Origin of the sequence: Candidatus Magnetaquicoccus inordinatus (assembly GCF_004217665.1) — a bacterium.
GTDB classification, from domain to species: domain Bacteria; phylum Pseudomonadota; class Magnetococcia; order Magnetococcales; family Magnetaquicoccaceae; genus Magnetaquicoccus; species Magnetaquicoccus inordinatus.
Window position 1 is genome coordinate 1 of sequence record NZ_RXIU01000541.1, and the last position, 18,676, is coordinate 18,676.

An 18,676-nucleotide genomic window follows, 5' to 3' on the forward strand; every position below is an offset into this window, starting at 1 on the left:
CTGACCCAACTGGCAGAATCACCGCGAAAACGTAAGCGACAAATGGCTGTATCGGGGAAAACATGTTAGCGCATATGGGCGGTTGTCCCAGAGCCGCTGGCATAGTTGACTGTGCGGTCGGTGCTGCCGGTTTCCAGGGTGATGGTGGGGGTTCCGCTGACGGTCACCGCTTCCGAAAAATTGACCGTCACATTGATCGACTGCCCGGCATAATAGGTGCCGTTGGCGGTGGTAGAGGTGACCGAGGAGACGCTGGGGGCGGTGGTATCGATAACGATGGCTTTGCTGTGGCCCAGAGAGTTGGCAGCAGCAACGGCAGCCAGGGTCAAGGTGGCATTGTTACCGGCGCTATCCTTGATGGTGCCGCCATTGAGGGCCAGGGAGTTGGTGGCGGTATAGTCGAGGTCGCTGCTGCTGTCGCCTGCCTGCACCGTATAGTTAAAGGTGAGGGTGTTGCTGCCAGAGCCGCTGGCATAGGTGGCGTTGCGATCGGTGCTGCCGGTTTCCAGTGTCAGATAGGGAGTACCTCCCGTGGTCACCACGGTAACCGCCTCGGCAAAGGTGACGGTGACGGCAATGACATCGCCTGCTTTATAGGAGCCATCAGCGCTGCTGGCGCTTACCGCAGAGACGCTGGGGGCGGTGGTATCGATGACGATGGCTTTGTTGTCGCCCAAAGAGTTGGCAGCAGCAACGGCAGCCAGGGTCAAGGTTGCATCGTTGCCAGCGGTATCCTTGATGGTTCCACCATTGAGGGCCAGGGAGGTGGTGGCGGTATAATCGAGATCACTGCTGCTATCCCCGGCCTGGACGGTATAGGTAAAAACCAAGGTGTTGCTGCCGGAGCCGCTGGCATAGGTGGCGTTGCGATCGGTACTGCCGGTCTCGAGAGTGATATAGGGGGTGCCTCCCGTGGTCACTACAGTGACCGCCTCCGAGAAGGTGACGGTCACATTGACCGTATCACCTGCCTTGTAGGAGCCGTTGCTGGTGGAGGCGCTGACTGTGGAGACAGTGGGGGCGGTGGTGTCGATGACGATGGCTTTGTTGCTGCCGAGTGAGTTGGCGGCACCGGGGGAGGCCAAGGTCAGGGTGGCATCGTTGCCGGCGCCATCCTTGATGGTGCCGCTGTTCAAGGCCAGGGCAGAGGTGGATGTATAGTCGAGATCACTGCTGCTATCGCCCGTCTGCACGGTATAGCTGAAAACCAGAGTAGTGCTGCCGGAGCCGCTGGCATAGGTGGCGTTGCGGTCGGTACTGCCGGTCTCCAGAGTGATGTAGGGGGTGCCGCCACTGCTGTCAACAGTGACCGCCTCGGAAAAGGTGACGGTAACATTGACCGTATCGCCTGCCTTGTAGGAGCCGTTGGCGCTGCTGGCACTGACCGAGGAGAGGGTGGGGGCAGTGGTGTCGATGATGATGGCTTTGTTGTGGCCCAGCGAGCTGGCAGCTCCGGGCGTGGGGAGTGTGAGCACGGCAGCGACGGCGGAGCCATTTTGCAGTGTGCCGCCATTGGCATTCAAAGAGGAGGTAGACACATAATCCAGGTCGCTGGTGTTGTCTCCGGCCTGCACGGTATAGGCAAAGGTGAGAGTGGTGGTGCCGGAACCGCTGGCATAGGTAGCGTTGCGGTCGGTGGTTCCGGTCTCCAGGGTAAGATAGGGAGTACCGGTTACGGTAATGGCTTCCGAGAAGGTAACAGTCGCATTGACCGTATCCCCGGCATTATAGGATCCGTCAGCAGTAGAGGCGCTGACCGCACTGACTGCAGGGGCCTGCAGGATGATAAAATTTATGTTGGCACCCAGAGAGTTGGCCTGTCCGGGCGTGGCCAGGGTCAGTGTGGCATTGTTACCGACGGCGTCTTTGATTGTCCCTCCGTTCAGAGCCAGAGCGGTCGTGCTGGAATAGTCCAGATCACTGCTGCTGTCTCCGCTCTGCACGGTATAGTTAAAAACCAGGGCTGTTGTCCCGGAACCACTGACATAGTTGATGCTGCGATCGGTGCTTCCCGTCTCCAGGGTGAGTTGTGGTGTGCCGGTGACGGTGACCGCTTCAGAAAAGTTGACCGTGATATTAATCGATTGCCCAGTATAATAGGTGCCATTGCTGCTTGTGGAGGTGACCGAAGAGACGGTCGGAGCACTGTGATCAAGGGTGATGCTCAAGGGGGTGCTGGGGGAGCTGGTCAGGCTGCCGGTGGCCGAACTGATTTGTGCATAGACATTATAGGTGCCGTCATTGACGCCATTGGTACTCAAGCCGCTGACACTCCAGGTGCCATTGCTGACCGTGGCGGTGGCGGTCGGATCGGTGCCGCTGTCAAAACTGCCATTGCCATTTTTATCGAGAAAAACCCGCACTGTGCTGCTGCTGTCACCGATGGTGGAGGTGCCGGTAAAGTTGAGTGAGGTTGCGTTGGTGCTGTTGTCGCCACTGTTTGCAGGTGTCGTCATGTCAGGAGCAGTACTGGGTGCTACTGGTGTAACCGATACCGTAATAGTCCGGGTGGTGGTGTCTGTGCCATCACTGACCTGTACCGTAAAGCTGTCACTTCCGGCATAGCCCGCTGTCGGGGTGTAGGTGATGGTGCCGCCTGGAGTAATATCGGTGCTGCCAGAGGAGGCTGTGGCATTGGCAAAGCTGAGGGTGCCATGGCTGGGAGCCGTGCTCTGGCTCCAGGTTTCAGTCTGGTTATTACTACTGTCTGAAACATGGAGCAAAGAGGTAATATCGGTGGCCGCAGCATTTTGGTTGACAGTCAGCGTGGTTGTTGTCCCGACAAAGGTGGGTGCGGTATTGGAGGAGGGAGCTTTTAGATCCAGAAGAGTCATTGATACAAAATCAGGAGGCAGATCATAATCATTAAAGGTGACAATGTGCACAGTAAATGACGCAATATCATTAAACACTGTCTGGTCAATATCCAATACCATAGCCGATTGAGAGCTGTAATTAACCTGAAACGATTGTGAAACTGGTGTGCTGTTAGAAGTTGCTGTGAAAGTAAGCGTACAAGGATCATCATTGTAAAAATTTAATGCAGAGAAGCTGTCTAGATCAAAAGTTATCAGATCAATTCCGTCAGCCGTCCAGGTAAAGGTGCCTTTATCTGTTGTATCACTCGAGCCGCCATTGATTCCCGAGGGGCTGGAACCTATTGTGGTTGAAGCGGTCAAACTAAAACCATCGACAGTATTTCCCCCTGTATTGTTGTTTTTATATGTTGTGTTAAAGTTTTGACTGGCTGCAGGAAGTGCCAATAGCTGCCCATACTGGTCGGTGGTTGCGCAAGTGATTGGCAAGGTTGCGGAAACGGTGCCTTGGCTCAATTCCAGAGTCCAGTCGCCACCCAGAAGTGGGGAGCCAGTACGGTTGACTGATGCGGCCACATCGGCTCCGGTGCTCTTTGCCAACTCTGAGACAAACAGTTGTCCCGCATTACCCTGGGCCACATCGCAGCCATAAATCAATATATCCCCGTCAGGCTGCAGCGCTTTGCCAATGGCAGTCAGTGCTGTTTGTATTTCAGGGTTGGAGAGCGCCATTTGATCAATGACGCGGTTGCCAAGATGCAGGAGAGCTTCTGAACCGTGGCTAAAGAGATGAATGTCATCATAGCCAGAGTGTGTGGTTGCCCATTGGGCCATTTGCGCCAAGCCATCCTGATGACCATTAATCTCTTCAATTTCCACACCTGGGCGGATACCGGCCTCCAGGATGCTATGGTTTGCTAGAGAGGTATCGATAAAGACAACCTCTTTTTTGCCATTATTGAGCGCTGGATCGGCTGTGCGCACTGGGACTGGAGCTGTGCTGCTCGGCGCTGGTTTGTCACTATTTTCTGTGGCAGCCTGATTGCTTTGCTGGGCGCTATCAGTAGAGTGGTCACCGTTTGCAAGATGCTCTGTCGCTTGTGCAGCGACGGCGGCATCAAACATGAGTCGTGGTTCCAGAGCATACAAGGATGAGGAGAGGTGTTTATGAACAGCTTCCTGAATAGGTAAGGGGGCCAAAATATGGCGATAAAGAGAGTTTGTGAAGCCACGCCACATCCGCATCCACATTTTCAAGAGCCTCCATCTATAAAATGTTTATTATACCAATCGTTACCTCCGTCAATCCCTGACCAATGCGTTTATTCCAAATAAATTTTTAACCTCTCATTACACTGCTATTGTCTGAATGGGGCATTCTACAGATATTTTTACATCGGTAAAGAGATATTTACCGCGTAATTTTATAGTGCAGAGGATCCGATCAGGCAACTTACATTTGCTAACATGGCTGAATATGGAGTCAGAAGGCGATCTGTTTATAGTATAACAGTATTGAGTGGAGTGAGATAAGTTGATGGTGGTTATAATGTCGATGAAGAGATATAGGTCATGTGGATAATCATCATTGCTTGCACAACATTGTTGAGTATTGAACAGTAAAGTGAAGGTGATAATTATATATTTGCCGATGATAATTTTATTCACAGGACAATATAGTGTGAATATAATAATTATATGTAATAAATTATTATCGCTATTATAAATATTGTTTGTTCTGGTTGTGGCTTGATTTGTTGCAGTATGTCTAGTATTAGACCAGCATTATTTATTGTAATAATATATGCGATATTGTCTTTATTTTTATCCGTTTTTTTGTATTATTTATTATTATGTTGCTAACAAAAGATTTTTAGTATATATTTTGGCGTATGGGAAAAATGATGGAAAGTAAGGAATGGCGATGGTGGAGCAACTTGCCGAACAGAGAAAAACCCGTTGGCATTGTCTGTTGGCTCAGTTGGTAGAGGAACCACTGACAACGGTTAATATCGCTGTGCAGACGGAAGTGGATGTCACCAGCGGATCCCCCAAGGCGGACATTATTTTGCTGCGCCGGGAGGGAAAAGACTGGACGGAGGAGCAGAAGGCATGGTTGGCGGATGGAATGCGCGATACCATTGCCAAGGATCTGCTGATTGAGTTTAAATTTACTGAGAGTCTGACAGACAGGATATGCCGACAGTTGCTGGTCTATGACCATCTTTACCGGGAGAAGCAGCAACTGCAGCGGGAGGAGTTGAGCAGCTTTCTTTTGCTCGCAAAAACACCGGAAAAGGATATACTGGAGCGGCATGGTTTTTCAGCGACCGACAAGGCTGGTGTCTATAGATCGCGGATTGCAATTTTCGATTCCATCTGTGTTATCCTGCTCAATGAGCTGTCGGTCGCAGCGCATAATGGCCTCTGGAAATGTTTTGCCAGCCGAAAACAGGAGTGGCAACAGGCGTTTGCATCTATCCAGCAACGAGGTTTGCCGACAACATCGGCTGAACACGAATATCTTTTCTTCGGCATCCAAAAGATGCGCATGGAGGGTATAATGGAAAATGTGGAACCCATCGGGTTGACTCCCGAATATGTCATGGATATGGGAAGGCGGGAATGGTTGGCCTCTATGATCAGAACCATGCCGCGAGAGGAGCTGCTCAAAATTCCAGAAGCGGCTGCCATTCGGCAAGAGGGATGGCAGAAAGGCGAAAAAAATGGCGAACGGAAAGGCGAACGGAAAGGCGAACAGAAAGGCGAACAGAAAGGTGAGGCCAAGCTTCTCATGCGTCTGTTGACGCGACGTTTTGGCGAGTTGTCAACTGCACTCCACGCTAAAATCACTGCGGCTGATATCAATGCTTTGGAAAAATGGGGGGAGCTGATTCTTGATGCCCGTACCCTTGAGGATGTATTCGGGCCTGATCTGCCGGATAACCATTGAATCGCCGCCAAGGTTTTGGCCAAGACCGGAGAAACAGCCCCGGCTTATGAATAGCGCATGGGTAGTGTTCCAGGCTCTTTCGCTTTTTGTCTCTCTGCTTGCCAGCTCTTGTCGTTCAATTGTAAGCGCCTTGCCCATGAGTTTGCTCGCGACGATTTAGGCACTGGCTCCACGAGCTGGCAGAGAATGGTGAGTCTGCCAGCTCGTGGAGCCTTCCCCTTTTTTGAATATACCAACCCTCTCAGCAATCACGAGGAGTGACGACGGGCCTGCAACCGTTCGGCGGCTGCCGTCAAGGCGATAGTGCGGGCCTGCCATCCTTGTCGGCCAGTCCAGGCCAGTTGCCGGGTCAAGCCACCTTTGCCTTCAGCCAATATTTTCCCCGTTTCGCCCTTGCCGGACAATAAGGGCTGCAGCATGGCCCAGAAGGCAGACTCTTCGCCACTGTCAGAACGGGGGCCATCCTTGGGGGTTGTACCCTCCTGTTTATCTTGGCTACCCGTATCTCCTTTTATATCTCCCTCTTTTTTGCCAATCTTGATGCGAAAGATGGAGACCGCCTCTTTGCCTTGGTTATCGTGTGCGACAACCTTGACCGAGATCTCAGCGTTGCTTCCGGGAGGAGGTGTTCCTTCAAATCGGCCACTGGCTGGATCAAAAGAGAGCCAGTTGGGCAGGCTGCCACCATCGGCCTGACTGGCGGAGAGGGAGACCTGGGCTTTGGCATCGCTATGCTTGAAGGCGTCGGCAGGTATAGAGATGCGAATGGAACCACTCTCGCCTACTGCCACATCCTGTATTCCGCGATTGAGAGACAATCCGCTATTTTCTCCAGCCGATGAGGAGACCACGACCGCAAACGCACCCGATGTAGAGGCGGTCAGATTGCTTGCATCACTGAAAACGGGAGCTGAAGCAGCTTTGCTGGAGAGCGCTGCCGGTGGGGGCGCTTGCGGGGGAGCAGGCGGTACCGGTGGCGGGGGAGCAACGGTACTGTTTTGATTGCTGCTCAACAACGATTTCTGCACGGATGAAGAGGGTGCACGGCTGGTTGAATTGTCCCCTTTGATCACGGTTGGTGTGGGATTGGGATTGGCAATGGTCACCAGCGGAGCAACCGAAGAGTCACCCATCGTGGGTAAAGCAGATGAGGGGTTGAAGGTTTGCACTGGCTGTTGGCCATTGCTGGATGAGGCTGGTGAGTTGCTCTTATCGCTGGGCGGTGGGGGTGGTGGTGGCGCCGGTTGTGGAGGAGGCAGGCGTTTGACCGTGAGCGTGAAGCTCTGTTCGCTGCTGTTGTCCACGCCGTTGCGTGCAGTTCCGCCGCTGTCTTGCAGTTTGACAGTGACTGTGGCGGTGCCATAATTGAGCTGTGATGGGGTATAGCGCAAGGTGCCATTGGCATCGATGGCTGGTTGTACGCTAAACATCTCATTATGGTTGTTGCTGACGATAAATTGCCAATTTTGCGCACTCTCATCCGAGGGACCGGCGTGGATGGCGGTAGCCCAGTTGGCAACAGTAATAGGATTCGGGGTCTGGATCACTACCTGATCGGCCCCTTTGACAAAGCTCGGTGCATCATTGACCGCATGCACGTTGATGGTAAAGGTTTGCGCCGTACTGGTATCGATGCCGCCGTGAGCTGTGCCGCCATCATCATGAATCTGTACTGTCACTGTGGCCACACCGTTGGCATTTGCTGCCGGAATATAGCTCAATTGGCCGCTGGCATCGATGCCAGGCTGCACGGAAAAGAGGCTGTTGTTGTCGTTGCTGACCAGAAAGCTCAAGTGTTGATTTGCCTCATCGGCAGCGCCTTTATCCAGAGCAGTGGCCCAGTTGGCGACTGTTTGTGTTCCTGCATCTTCGTTGACCTCCTGGTCGGCGCCCTTGCTGAAAGAGGGAAGATCATTGACCGGGAGCAACGTAACCGCACTATTGACCGCAACACTGCTCTGTGAACCAACGCCATCCGAGTTGGCATCCGTCACGCTCCATGCGACTGTTCTGGTGGTACTGAGCAGGCTTGGGCTGGCGCTGCTGTTGCCAAAGGTGACGCTGCGCAAGGCAGTTTGATAGTGTGCCAGGGTGGCTGTGCCGCTTAAGGTCAATACTCCTGTTGTGCTGTCAAAACTGCCAGAAATGCCATTTTGCGTGGCCACTGCCAAGCTGTCGCCACTGCTCAAACCGGCAGTAATGGTGACCGTTGCCGCGCTGATCTGGCTGTCATCGGCATCGCTGATGGTCAGGGTGCCATCAATTGCTGTGGCGCCATCCCCTTCAGTATAAGTCAACGTGCTCCCTGCAGTCATGACCGGTGCATCGGCTGTGGCGGTGAGATTCAGGGTTGAGGAGACCGTTGTACTGTTTTGGGGGCTGCTGTTGTCAGAGTTGGCATCGGTGACTTGCCAGTCGATGGTGCGACTGCTGCTGTTTGCCGTCGGATCATCGCTACTGCTGCTATAGGTGACGCTGCGCAAGGCAGTTTGATAGTTGGCTATGCTGGCCGTGCCACTCAGGGTCAACACGCCGCTGCTGCTGTTGAAACTGCCGGTGATGCCATTTTGGTTGTCAAAGCCCAATATGTCCCCGGTGCTCAATCCTGCGCTGATACAGACTGTCGCCCCCGCCAATTGGCTGTCATCGACATCGCTCAAGAGGATGGTGTTGTCGATGACCACTGCGGCACCATTTTCCGTATAACTTTGCGTACCACCAGCGCTTGCGACCGGTTGGTCGGCCAGAGCGGTCAGGGTGATGGTCGAGGTCACACCGGTACTGCTCTCTGCCCCGGCGCCATCGGAATTGCCATCAGTAACAATCCATGTGATGCTGCGGCTGCTGCTGGAGGCGGTGGGATCATCGCTGGAACTGCTGAAGAGGACGCTGCGCAAGGCTGTCTGATAATGGGCCAAAGAGGCTGTACCGCTCAGAGTCAAAATGCCAGTCGTGCTATCAAAGCTGCCGGAAATGCCATTCTGGCTGGTGAGTGCCAAGCTGTCTCCACTGCTCAAGCCAGAGGAGATGCGCACGCTTGCCCCGCTGATTTGGCTATCATCCACATCCGTTATGTTAATCGTATTGTCAATCGCTACCGCTACCCCATTTTCCGTATAGGCCAACGTTCCGCCTGCCGTCACTACCGGTTGGTCTGCAGCGGCGGTCAGGTTGAGGGTCGAGGTGACGCCAGTGCTGTTTTGGGCGCTGGTACTGTCGGAGTTGGCATCGGTAACCACCCAGGTTACCGTGCGACTGCTGGCACTTGCTGTCGGATCATCACTGCTGCTGGAGAAAGTCACACTGCGCAAGGCGGTTTGGTAGTGGGCCAATGAGGCCGTTCCGCTCAGAGTCAAGACGCCATTGCTGTTACTGGCAATGGAGATGCCGTTTTGCGCCGTAAAGCCCAGCGTATCGCCTGCGCTATAACCACTAGAGAGGGTCACTGTTGCTCCGCTCAATTGCGTATCATCGGCATCGCTGATGGTCAGTGTATTATCGATGACGGCGGCATTGCCATTTTCGGTATAACTCTGTGTGGCACCTGCGGTCATGATTGGCTGGTCGGCGCTGGCGGTGATAGTTACCGTAGAGGTGACTGCCGTGCTGCTGGCAGCGCTGGTGGCGCTGGCGTTGGCATCGGTTACCTCCCAACTGATGGTACGACTGCTGCTGCTGGCGGTCGGATCCTCGCTGGAGCTGCTGAAAGTGACGCTTCGGAGTGCTGTTTGATAGTTTGCCAAGGTGGCCGAGCCGCTCAGGGTCAGGATACCGGTGCTGCTGTTAAAACTGCCGGTGATCCCGTTTTGTGTGCTAAAGTCCAAGCTGTCTCCGCTGCTGAAACCAGAGCTGATGCGCACTGTAGCTCCGGCAATATGGGTATCATCGACATCGGAGAGGGTGATGCTGTTATCAATGACTGCTGGCGTGTCATTTTCGTTATAGCCAAGAGAGCCTCCAGCACTGAGCAGGGGATTGTCATTGACGGGATTGACAGTCAGGGTTTCCGTACCGTCACTGGCACTTTTTACGCCCCCTGCACCACTGTTACCACCATCATTAAAGGCGATGGTCACAGTGCGGGTGGGATTGGCGCCATAATTGGTTGGATTGTCATCGGTGGTCCAATAGACCACCTTTTGCGCAACCTCCTGCACAATGCTGGCTGTGGCATTGCTGTCAAAAGTAATCTGCAAATCGCCATTGCCGTTGCCGGTAATGTTGACCAGCGCGGCAAGGGCAACCTGGGTGCCGTTATAGGTGACAATGGAGCTGGTGGCATCATAGGCCACACTGCCCACGCTGGCGATTGACAGCCATTCACCGGAGAGATAGCTGTCCTGACTGACAGTCAGCACAGCGTTATTAAAATGGGTGGCATCCACATCGCTCACCGTAAAGCCGCCCAGCACAAAGCTGGAAAAGGATTGTTCGGTTGCTGCAAAATCGGCAAAGCCAGCGCTTACCGGGTTGTCGTTTTGGGCGGTGATGGTAATGGTCGAGGTGGCAGTATTGAGGAGGAGGGCGGCATCATTGGCTGCACTTGCTCCCTGCACGGTGAAGGAGGCGCTGGCGGTGCGGTCGCTGCTGGGCAGAAAATAGAGATTGGTGGTAGCCCCGGCAGCAGCAACAAAGCTGTTATTGGTGATAGAGGCGCTCATGGCTGCATCGCTGTAGAGGACTCCACCAGTAATGTTGCTGATTTTGAGATAGGTCAAGCTGCTGTCACCACGGGTGACGGTGATGGCAGCACTTAAGGTATCTTCATTGGTGGTGATGTCGGCAACGGCAGTGCCGACGGTGATACTGGCGTTGACTGTTGCACCGGCCAAACCGGCATCGGCATTGCTGCTGGAGGCTTGCAGGATAAAGGAGCCATTGCCGCCACCGGTGGGGGTAAACTTTAGTCCGGCATTGCCTTCGGCAAAGGTGATGAAGGTTCCGTCGGTAATGGCGGTGCTGCCATTATTTTTGAACAGGTTGCCGTTGCTGATACCGGTAATTTTCAAATAGCCGGTTTCGCTGCCATCGTTCAGGTTACGAGTGATGACCAGGCCGCTGCTGGTTTGCACACCAGGGGTAGTAAAGGCATCGGTGATGCTGGGTGTATCGGCAACTGGTGACAAGGTGATGGTGGAGGTGACAGTTGCGCCGCCCAGGTCGGCATTGCTGTTGCCTGTGGCGGCCTGCACGGTAAAGGCGCCATTACCGCCGGTGGTGCTGTTATGGTTGGCGGTGGGCCGAAAATAGAGATTGGTGGTTGCCCCTGCCGAGGCGATAAAGTCACCGTTGTTGATGGCGGTGCTATAGGAGGAGTCGCTGTAGAGGCTGCCTCCGCTAATGCTGGTAATTTTATAATAGCTGGTTTCGCTCCCATCCCCAGCGGCGCGGCTGATGGCGATGGCGCCGCTGTCTGTATCTTCATTGATGGTTGGACTGGCCACAGTGGGGGTATCGGCGATGGGCGTCAGGGTAATGGTCGAAGTGGCTGTTGAGCCCCCCAGATAAGAGCTGCCATTGCCGGTCGCCGCCTGCACAGTGAAGGAGCCATTGCCACCGGTAGTGCTGTTGCGGTTGCTGGTGGGACGAAAATAGAGATTGGTTGTCGCTCCGCCAGAGGCAATAAAATCGCCGTTGCTGATGGCACTGCTAAAGCTGGCATCGCTGTAGAGGGTACCACCACTGATGCCGCTGATTTGATAATAGGCCAGCTCATTGCCATCATTGCTGCTGCGAGTGATGGCGATGGCGCCACTGTCGCTATCCTCGTTGATGGTAGGAGTGGCGACAGAGGGGGTTTCCACGGTGGTATCGACCACAAGCGCTTTGCCATTGGCAAGAGAGCCGCTGCTGCCCGTGGCGGCCAAGGTCAAGGTGGCACTGTTGCCTGCCGCATCCTGGATGGTTCCCCCATTCAGAGCCAGGGCGCTGCTGCCGACATAATCAAGATCACTCGTGCTATCGCCGGCCTGCACCGTATACGTAAATACCAGTGCGCTTGTCCCGGAACCGCTGCTGTAGAGGGCGTTGCGGTCGCTGCTGCCGGTCTCCAGAGTGATATAAGGGGTACCACCGGTAGTGGCCACGGTGACAGCTTCGGAAAAATGGATGGTAACGTTGATTGTGTCGCCGCTTTTATAACGGCCATCGGCGCTTGTGGAGGTGACCGAGGAGACGGTGGGAGCGGTGGTATCGATGAGGATGGCTTTGTTGTTGCCCAAAGAGTTGGCCGTTCCAGGGGCAGCCAGAGTCAGGGTGGCATCGTTGCCGGCGCCATCCTTGATGGTGCCACCGTTCAAATTCAAAGCGCTGGTTGTGGTATAGTCCAAATCGCTCGAGCTATCCCCTGCCTGCACGGTATAGGTAAAGGTCAAAGTGGAGCTGCCGGAGCCACTGCCGTAGTTGACGGTGCGGTCGGTGCTACCGGTCTCCAGGGTGATCTGAGGTGTTCCGGTCACCGTTACCGCCTCGCTGAAGGTAACGGTAACATCGACAGTATCGCCCGCCTTATAGGAGCCGTTGGCGGTCGTGGCGCTGACCGCAGAGATGGTGGGGGCGCTGGTGTCGATAATGATGGCTTTGTTGTTGCTCAGAGAGTTGGCCGCCCCTGGTGTGGCCAGGGTCAGCACGGCATCGACTGCGGAGCCGTTTTGCAGAGTGCCACCATTGGCGTTCAAGGAGGTGGTGGCCACATAATCCAGGTCAGTTGTGCTATCCCCGGCCTGTACGCTATAGGCAAAGGTGAGAGTGGTGCTGCCGGAGCCGCTGCTGTAGGTGGCGTTACGATCGTTGGTGCCGGTTTCCAGGGTCAGATAAGGGGTGCCGGTAACGGTAATTGCTTCGGTAAAGGTGACGGTAACATTGATCGTATCACCCGCTTTATAGGAGCCGTCGGCGCTGCTGGCGCTGACTGAGCTGACAGAGGGGGCCAAAGCGACGATGATATTTTTGGCATTGCCCAAGGAGTTGGCGGCTCCAGGGGCGGCCAAAGTCAGGGTAGCATCATTGCCGGCGCTATCCTTGATGCTGCCGCTGTTCAAAGCCAGAGCGGTGCTGCTGCTATAATCGAGATCGCTGGTGATGTCGCCGCTCTGCACGGTATAGGTAAAGAGCAGGGCTGCGCTGCCGGAACCGCTGACATAGTTGACCGTGCGATCGGTGGAGCCGGTTTCCAGAGTAATTTGTGGTGTACCGGTCACAGTGACCGCTTCAGAAAAGTTGACCGTTACATTGATCGATTGCCCGGCATAATAGGTGCCGTTGGCGGTGCTGGAGGAGACCGAAGAGACTGTGGGAGCGGCGGTGTCGATGAGGATGGCTTTATTGTTGCCCAAGGAGTTGGCGGCTCCAGGGGTGGCCAAAGTCAGCGTGGCATTGTTGCCTGCCGCATCCTTGATTGTGCCACCGTTCAAAGCCAGGGCGGTGGTGGCGGTATAATCGAGGTCGCTCGTGCTATCCCCCGCCTGCACCGTATAGTGGAAGGTGAGGGTATCGCTGCCCGAGCCGCTGACAAAGCTGGCGTTGCGATCGGTGGTGCCGGTTTCCAGGGTGAGAGTGGGGGTGCCACCAGTTGTGACGACGCTCACCGCTTCAGAAAAGGTGACGGTAACGGCAATCACATCGCCAACTTTATAGGAGCCATCGGCGGTTGTAGCGCTGACCGAAGAGACGCTGGGGGCGGTGGTATCGATGACGATGGCTTTGTTGTCGCCCAAGGAGTTGGCGGCACCGGGGGAGGCCAAAGTCAGAGTGGCATCGTTGCCGACGGCATCCTTGATGGTGCCCCCGTTCACAGCCAGAGCGCTGGTTGTGGTATAGTCCAAATCGCTCGTGCTATCCCCCGCCTGCACAGTATAGGTAAAGGTCAGCGTGTTGCTACCCGTGCCGCTGGCATAGGTGGCGTTGCGATCGGTGGAGCCGGTCTCCAGAGTGATAGAGGGGGTACCTCCGGTTGTGCTGACGTTAACCGCCTCCGAGAAGGTGACGGTGACAGTGACGGTATCACCCGCTTTGTAGGAACCGTTGGCGCTGGATGCGCTGACCGAGGAGATGGTGGGAGCGGTGGTATCGATGAGGATGGCTTTGTTGTTGCCCAAAGAGTTGGCCGCTCCAGGGCTAGCCAGGGTCAGGGTGGCATCGTTACCGGCGCCATCCTTGATGGTACCGCTATTGAGGGCCAGGGCGGTGGTGGCGGTATAGTCCAAATCGCTCGTGTTATCGCCTGCCTGCACGGTATAGGTAAAGGTCAGAGTGGAGCTGCCGGAGCCACTGCTGTAGTTGACGGTGCGGTCGGTGCTTCCGGTCTCCAGGGTGATTTGAGGTGTTCCGGTTACTGTTACCGCCTCGCTGAAGGTGACGGTGACATCGACAGTATCGCCCGCCTTATAGGAACCATTGGCGGTTGTGGCGCTGACCGCAGAGATGGTGGGGGCGATGGTATCGATAATGATGGCTTTGTTGTTGCCCAGAGAGTTGGCTGCCCCTGGCGTGGCCAGGGTCAACGAGGCGTTGCTCCCAGAACCGTTTTGGATGGTGCCGCTGTTGGCACTCAGGGAGGTGGTGGCCACATAATCGAGGTCGGAGCTGTTATCACCGGCTTGCACGGTATAGCGAAAGGTCAGCGTTGTTCCGCCGCTACCGCTGACATAGTTGGCGTTGCGGTCGGTGCTGCCGGTCTCCAGGGTGATGTACGGTGTTCCGCTGCTGGTGTTGACGTTGACCGCTTCGCTGAAGGTGACGGTGACATCAATGGTATCACCGGCTTTGAAACTGCCATTGGCGGTCGAAGCAGTGACTGCAGTGACGGTTGGAACCTGGATAACGGCAATATTTTTATTGGCTGCCAACGAATTGGCGGCGCCAGGAGTGGCCAGGGTCAGGGTGGCGCTATTGCCGACCGCATCGCTGATGGTTCCTCCGTTCAAAGTCAGGGCGCTGGTGCTGGTATAATCGAGATCGGTCGTATTGTCTCCGCTTTGCACGGTGTAGGTAAAGAGCAGGGCTGTGCTGCCAGAACCGCTGACATAGTTGACTGTGCGATCGGTAGAGCCGGTCTCCAGGGTAATTTGAGGAGTGCCGGTTACGGTGACTGCTTCGGAAAAGTTGACCGTGATATTGATGCTCTCTCCGGTGCTATAACTGCCGTTGGCGGTGCTGGAGGAGACCGAAGAGACGGTAGGGGCAGTGGTATCGATGACGATGGCTTTGTTGTTACCCAAGGAGTTGGCTGCAGCGGGCGAGGCCAAAATCAGCGTGGCATCGTTGCCCGCGGCATCTTTGATGGTACCCCCATTGAGTGCCAAGGCGCTGGTGGCGGTATAATCCAGGTCGCTGCTGCTATCGCCAGCTTGCACGGTATAATTGAAGGTGAGGGTAGTGCTTCCTGAGCCGCTGGCATAGGTCGCGTTACGATCGGTGGTTCCGGTTTCCAGGGTCAGGTAAGGGGTGCCGCCGGTGGTAACCACAGTCACTGCTTCCGAGAAGGCGACGGTGACAGCAATCACATCGCCTGCCTTATAGGTGTTATTGTTGGTGGAAGAGGAGACAGAGGAGACGGTCGGTGCCACTCCATCAATTATGATAGCTTTATTCGCAGACAACGAGTTGGCAACTGACGGGGAAGCCAAAGTCAGTGTGGCGTTGTTACCGGCGGCATCTTTGATAGTACCATTATTGAGGTTCAGGGCGGTGGTGGCTGTATAATCCAGGTCGCTGCTGCTATCGCCAGCTTGGACGGTATAGTTGAAGGTGAGGGTATTGCTTCCTGAGCCGCTGGCATAGGTAGCGTTACGATCGGTGGTTCCGGTTTCCATGGTCAGGTAAGGGGTACCGCTGCTGGTATCCACAGTTACCGCTTCCGAGAAGGTGATGCTAACGGCGACAACATCTCCAGATTTGTAGCTGCCGTTGTTGCTGCTGGAAGAGACAGAGGAGACAGTGGGTGCTGTGCTATCCAAGGTGACACTGAGGGTGCTACTCAAGGCGCTGGTCAAGCTGCCAGTAGCCGAGGTGACCTGGGCATAGACATTATAAGTGCCATCGTTGACCCCGCTGGTGCTCAAGCCGCTGACGCTCCAGGAACCGTTGCTGACGGTGGCGGTGGCGGTGGGATCGGTGCCGCTGTCAAAGCTGCCATTGGCATTTTTATCGAGAAAGAGCAGCACCGTGCTACTGCTGTCGCTGCTGGCGGAGGTGCCGGTAAAGTTTAGCGAGGTGGCGTTGGTAGAATTATCGGTCGAGCTGCTGCCGTTGTCGGTTCCTGCCGTCAGGTCAGGCGTTCCAGGAGTGGTAGGGGTGATGGAGACGGTGATGGTGCGGGTGGCGCTGGCTGTACCATCGCTGACCTGCACGGTAAAGCTGTCGCTGCCGGCATAGCCCGCGGTCGGGGTATAGGTGATGGTGCCCCCGGGGGTGATGTCGGTACTGCCTGATGTGGCGGTGGCACTGGAAAAGCTGAGCGTGCCATGGCTGGGGGCAGCACTCTGGCTCCAGGTTTCGGTCTGGCTGCTGTCGCTGTCTGAGGCATGAAGTAACGATTTGATGTCGGTGGCAGTGGCGTTCTGGCTGATGCTCAGTGTCGTTGTCGCGCCAACAAAGGTGGGGGCGGTGTTGGTCGCAACATTGCGCGGATTGGTTACGGCAACGTCGTCTACCGCCAAGATTGTCCCAGCGTCAGTTGTTATTCTGAAGCCGTAGATGCCGTCAAAATCCGTGTTGCTGGCAACGGAGAGTTGATAAAAGGTAGCAGTTGCTGAAATAGTTTGCGTAACCGCTGTTCCGGTTGGTGTCCAACTGCTATTCAATGCTTGTACGGAATAAGTTCTGGGATATGTGGAAGAATCACCACTTCCCATCCACAGGCTGTCAAGGTCAAAAATTCCGCTATTCGCACGGAACTCCATATAAGCACCGCTTGCGGAGGTGAGTGCGACATTCCCATTGATACGGACGTAGCCCGTGGTTGCACTGGTTGAACCTGTTACACCTGATGGAGCCGATCCAATTCTGAAGCTGGTTCCAGTCGAATTTTTTGCATAAATATCGAACCCGGTTGATAAAATATTTGCAGATGAAATTATTTGTCCAGATGTCATTCCTGAAGTTGCTCCGGCGTGCCATGTAACAACCGAAGCATCAAATGTAACCGTACCTGTAGAGCCACCATTTACCAAGCCTAGCGTATTATCATAATTAATATTTTCATTATAAATAATATTATATATTTCTGTCGGTCCTGTGTTTGCTTCAAGTGTCCAGTTTCCGCCCCTGCTTTCTGATCCGGTTGTATCCACGGAGGCCGCAATATCCGCACCAGTTGCCATGGCCAAATGTTCGATAAATGTTTGTCCTTCTGTACCGGAGGCGACACCGCAGCCATAGACCAGAAGATCGCCGGATTCGATCAGAGCTTGACCGAGTATGGCCAACTTGGCCTGAACCTCAGTACTTTGCAGTGATGCGTTGGTCAGTACATCCTTTCCCAAGCGCAACATGGCCTTGGTTCCATGACTCAAAACATGAATCGCATCATATCCGCTATGTGTTTCCGCCCATTGCGCCAACTGTGCCAGACCGGAAGCACTACCATCAATCAGTATTACCTCCACTCCAGTCCGCACACCATTGACCAGGATTTGATAGTTATCCACCGAGGTATCAATAAAAATTACCTCTTTTTTGCCATTATTCAGTTTGGGATCAACATAGCGGGTTGCAACTGGAGTGAAGGTACGATCTGGGACCACCGTATCACTGGCCGTTGATTGGTTTGATAGCGTCTTGGCAGCTTCATGGGCAGGAGTGGCATCATGCGCAACCTCTGGTTGTGCATGTACTACCTTGATCACCGCATCTGCGGCAGCACCATCGAACATCATGCGGGGTTCGAGAGCCATCAACATCAATCTTGAGTGGTTGTTCCTGGCCATTGTGAAGATATCCTGACGGAATGGTTTGGTTTTGATCTTGCTCATGGCAATACTGACCTTCTAAAACATGGCGATTGATAAAGTTGACAAGAAACAGAAGTGTTCAACCGGGAGCTTCCAGAAAGTTTATGACAAGTAGAGCAACCGACCAACGCATCTGGATAATAGAATAAGTTAAGTATTCACAACCGTTTAGACACGATTTACTCCCAATTTGGATAGACAGAGAAGGAGGAAAAGATCTGATCTCTGCCTCCTTCTCTGTGCTAAAGAGTGGTTTGTTAGGGACGCTCAGGATAGGTGCCTGTCATGGCGATACAAAAATTCATGGCCAGATAGGGATTGAGCAGGGAAAAACGTTGGCCGCCTCCTGCCGCACCAATGGTGACAGTGCCACCGGTGATACCACCACCGCTCCCGCTGGTTTTTATACCACCCAGGGAAATGGGAGAGGTTGCACTTTTACTCCACATTTTCACTGGTTCCGTACCCTCTGTCGCGGCAGGCCCCAGAAAATTATGAGTACTGTCTGGCGTTGATAGGGCATCGTTGGCATCGTGTGACACATCGATAGTCACTTTCAGAGGGGTATCCGCCGAACCACCGGTTCCTTGAAATGTGGCGGGATGGTTGTGTGGTGGCAATTGATTGAGAGCCAGAGCAGTTGTTTCGGCTCCCCCCTTTTGAGCCACTTGATAAGGGGAAAGCCCTTGTTGTCCGATCCCGGCGCCGATGAGCATCCGACCGCGCAATTCGGGCAGATTGAATGCCGTCTTATCGTCGCCTCCGTACAGCGATCCAATCAGGGAATAAAGTACCTGATATTGGTTCAACGGCAGGGATTGGCCTGCGCAAAAGTTCCAACCCACTGGTGCAAATTTATAAGGAAAGGGCAAAATCATGCCAATGTACGGATCCATGGGGTTTCTCCTCTTCAGTAAAGTTAATTATAGTGTATGTTCTTTTGTTATTCAGTTCAC

General features: G+C 54.3%; 4 protein-coding genes. 1 reads left to right on the forward strand and 3 read right to left on the reverse strand.

The annotated features are described in order from the left end of the window. Positions 1-65: 65 nt before the first annotated feature. On the reverse strand, positions 66-4,067 hold the full coding sequence (locus EJP87_RS17135; RefSeq protein ID WP_130473023.1) for a DUF4347 domain-containing protein: 4,002 nt from the start codon (positions 4,065-4,067) through the stop codon (positions 66-68). 667 nt (positions 4,068-4,734) lie between these two features. Between EJP87_RS17135 and EJP87_RS17140 the strand changes: the two genes are divergently transcribed. Beyond that, the gene (locus EJP87_RS17140; RefSeq protein ID WP_130473024.1) at positions 4,735-5,769 is read left to right on the forward strand and encodes a DUF4351 domain-containing protein; all 1,035 of its coding nucleotides are present in this window, start codon (positions 4,735-4,737) and stop codon (positions 5,767-5,769) included. Between the two features lie 248 nt (positions 5,770-6,017). Here EJP87_RS17140 and EJP87_RS17145 read toward each other — a convergent pair whose 3' ends face one another. Both EJP87_RS17145 and EJP87_RS17150 read right to left on the reverse strand, forming a co-directional pair. Next, positions 6,018-17,663, reverse strand: coding sequence for a DUF4347 domain-containing protein (locus EJP87_RS17145; protein WP_193771515.1), 11,646 nt, complete (start codon positions 17,661-17,663; stop codon positions 6,018-6,020). Between the two features lie 314 nt (positions 17,664-17,977). Continuing rightward, positions 17,978-18,616 carry a phage tail protein gene (locus EJP87_RS17150; RefSeq protein WP_130473026.1) on the reverse strand — a complete coding sequence of 213 codons (639 nt, stop codon included), beginning with the start codon at positions 18,614-18,616 and terminating at the stop codon, positions 17,978-17,980. Positions 18,617-18,676 lie beyond the last annotated feature (60 nt).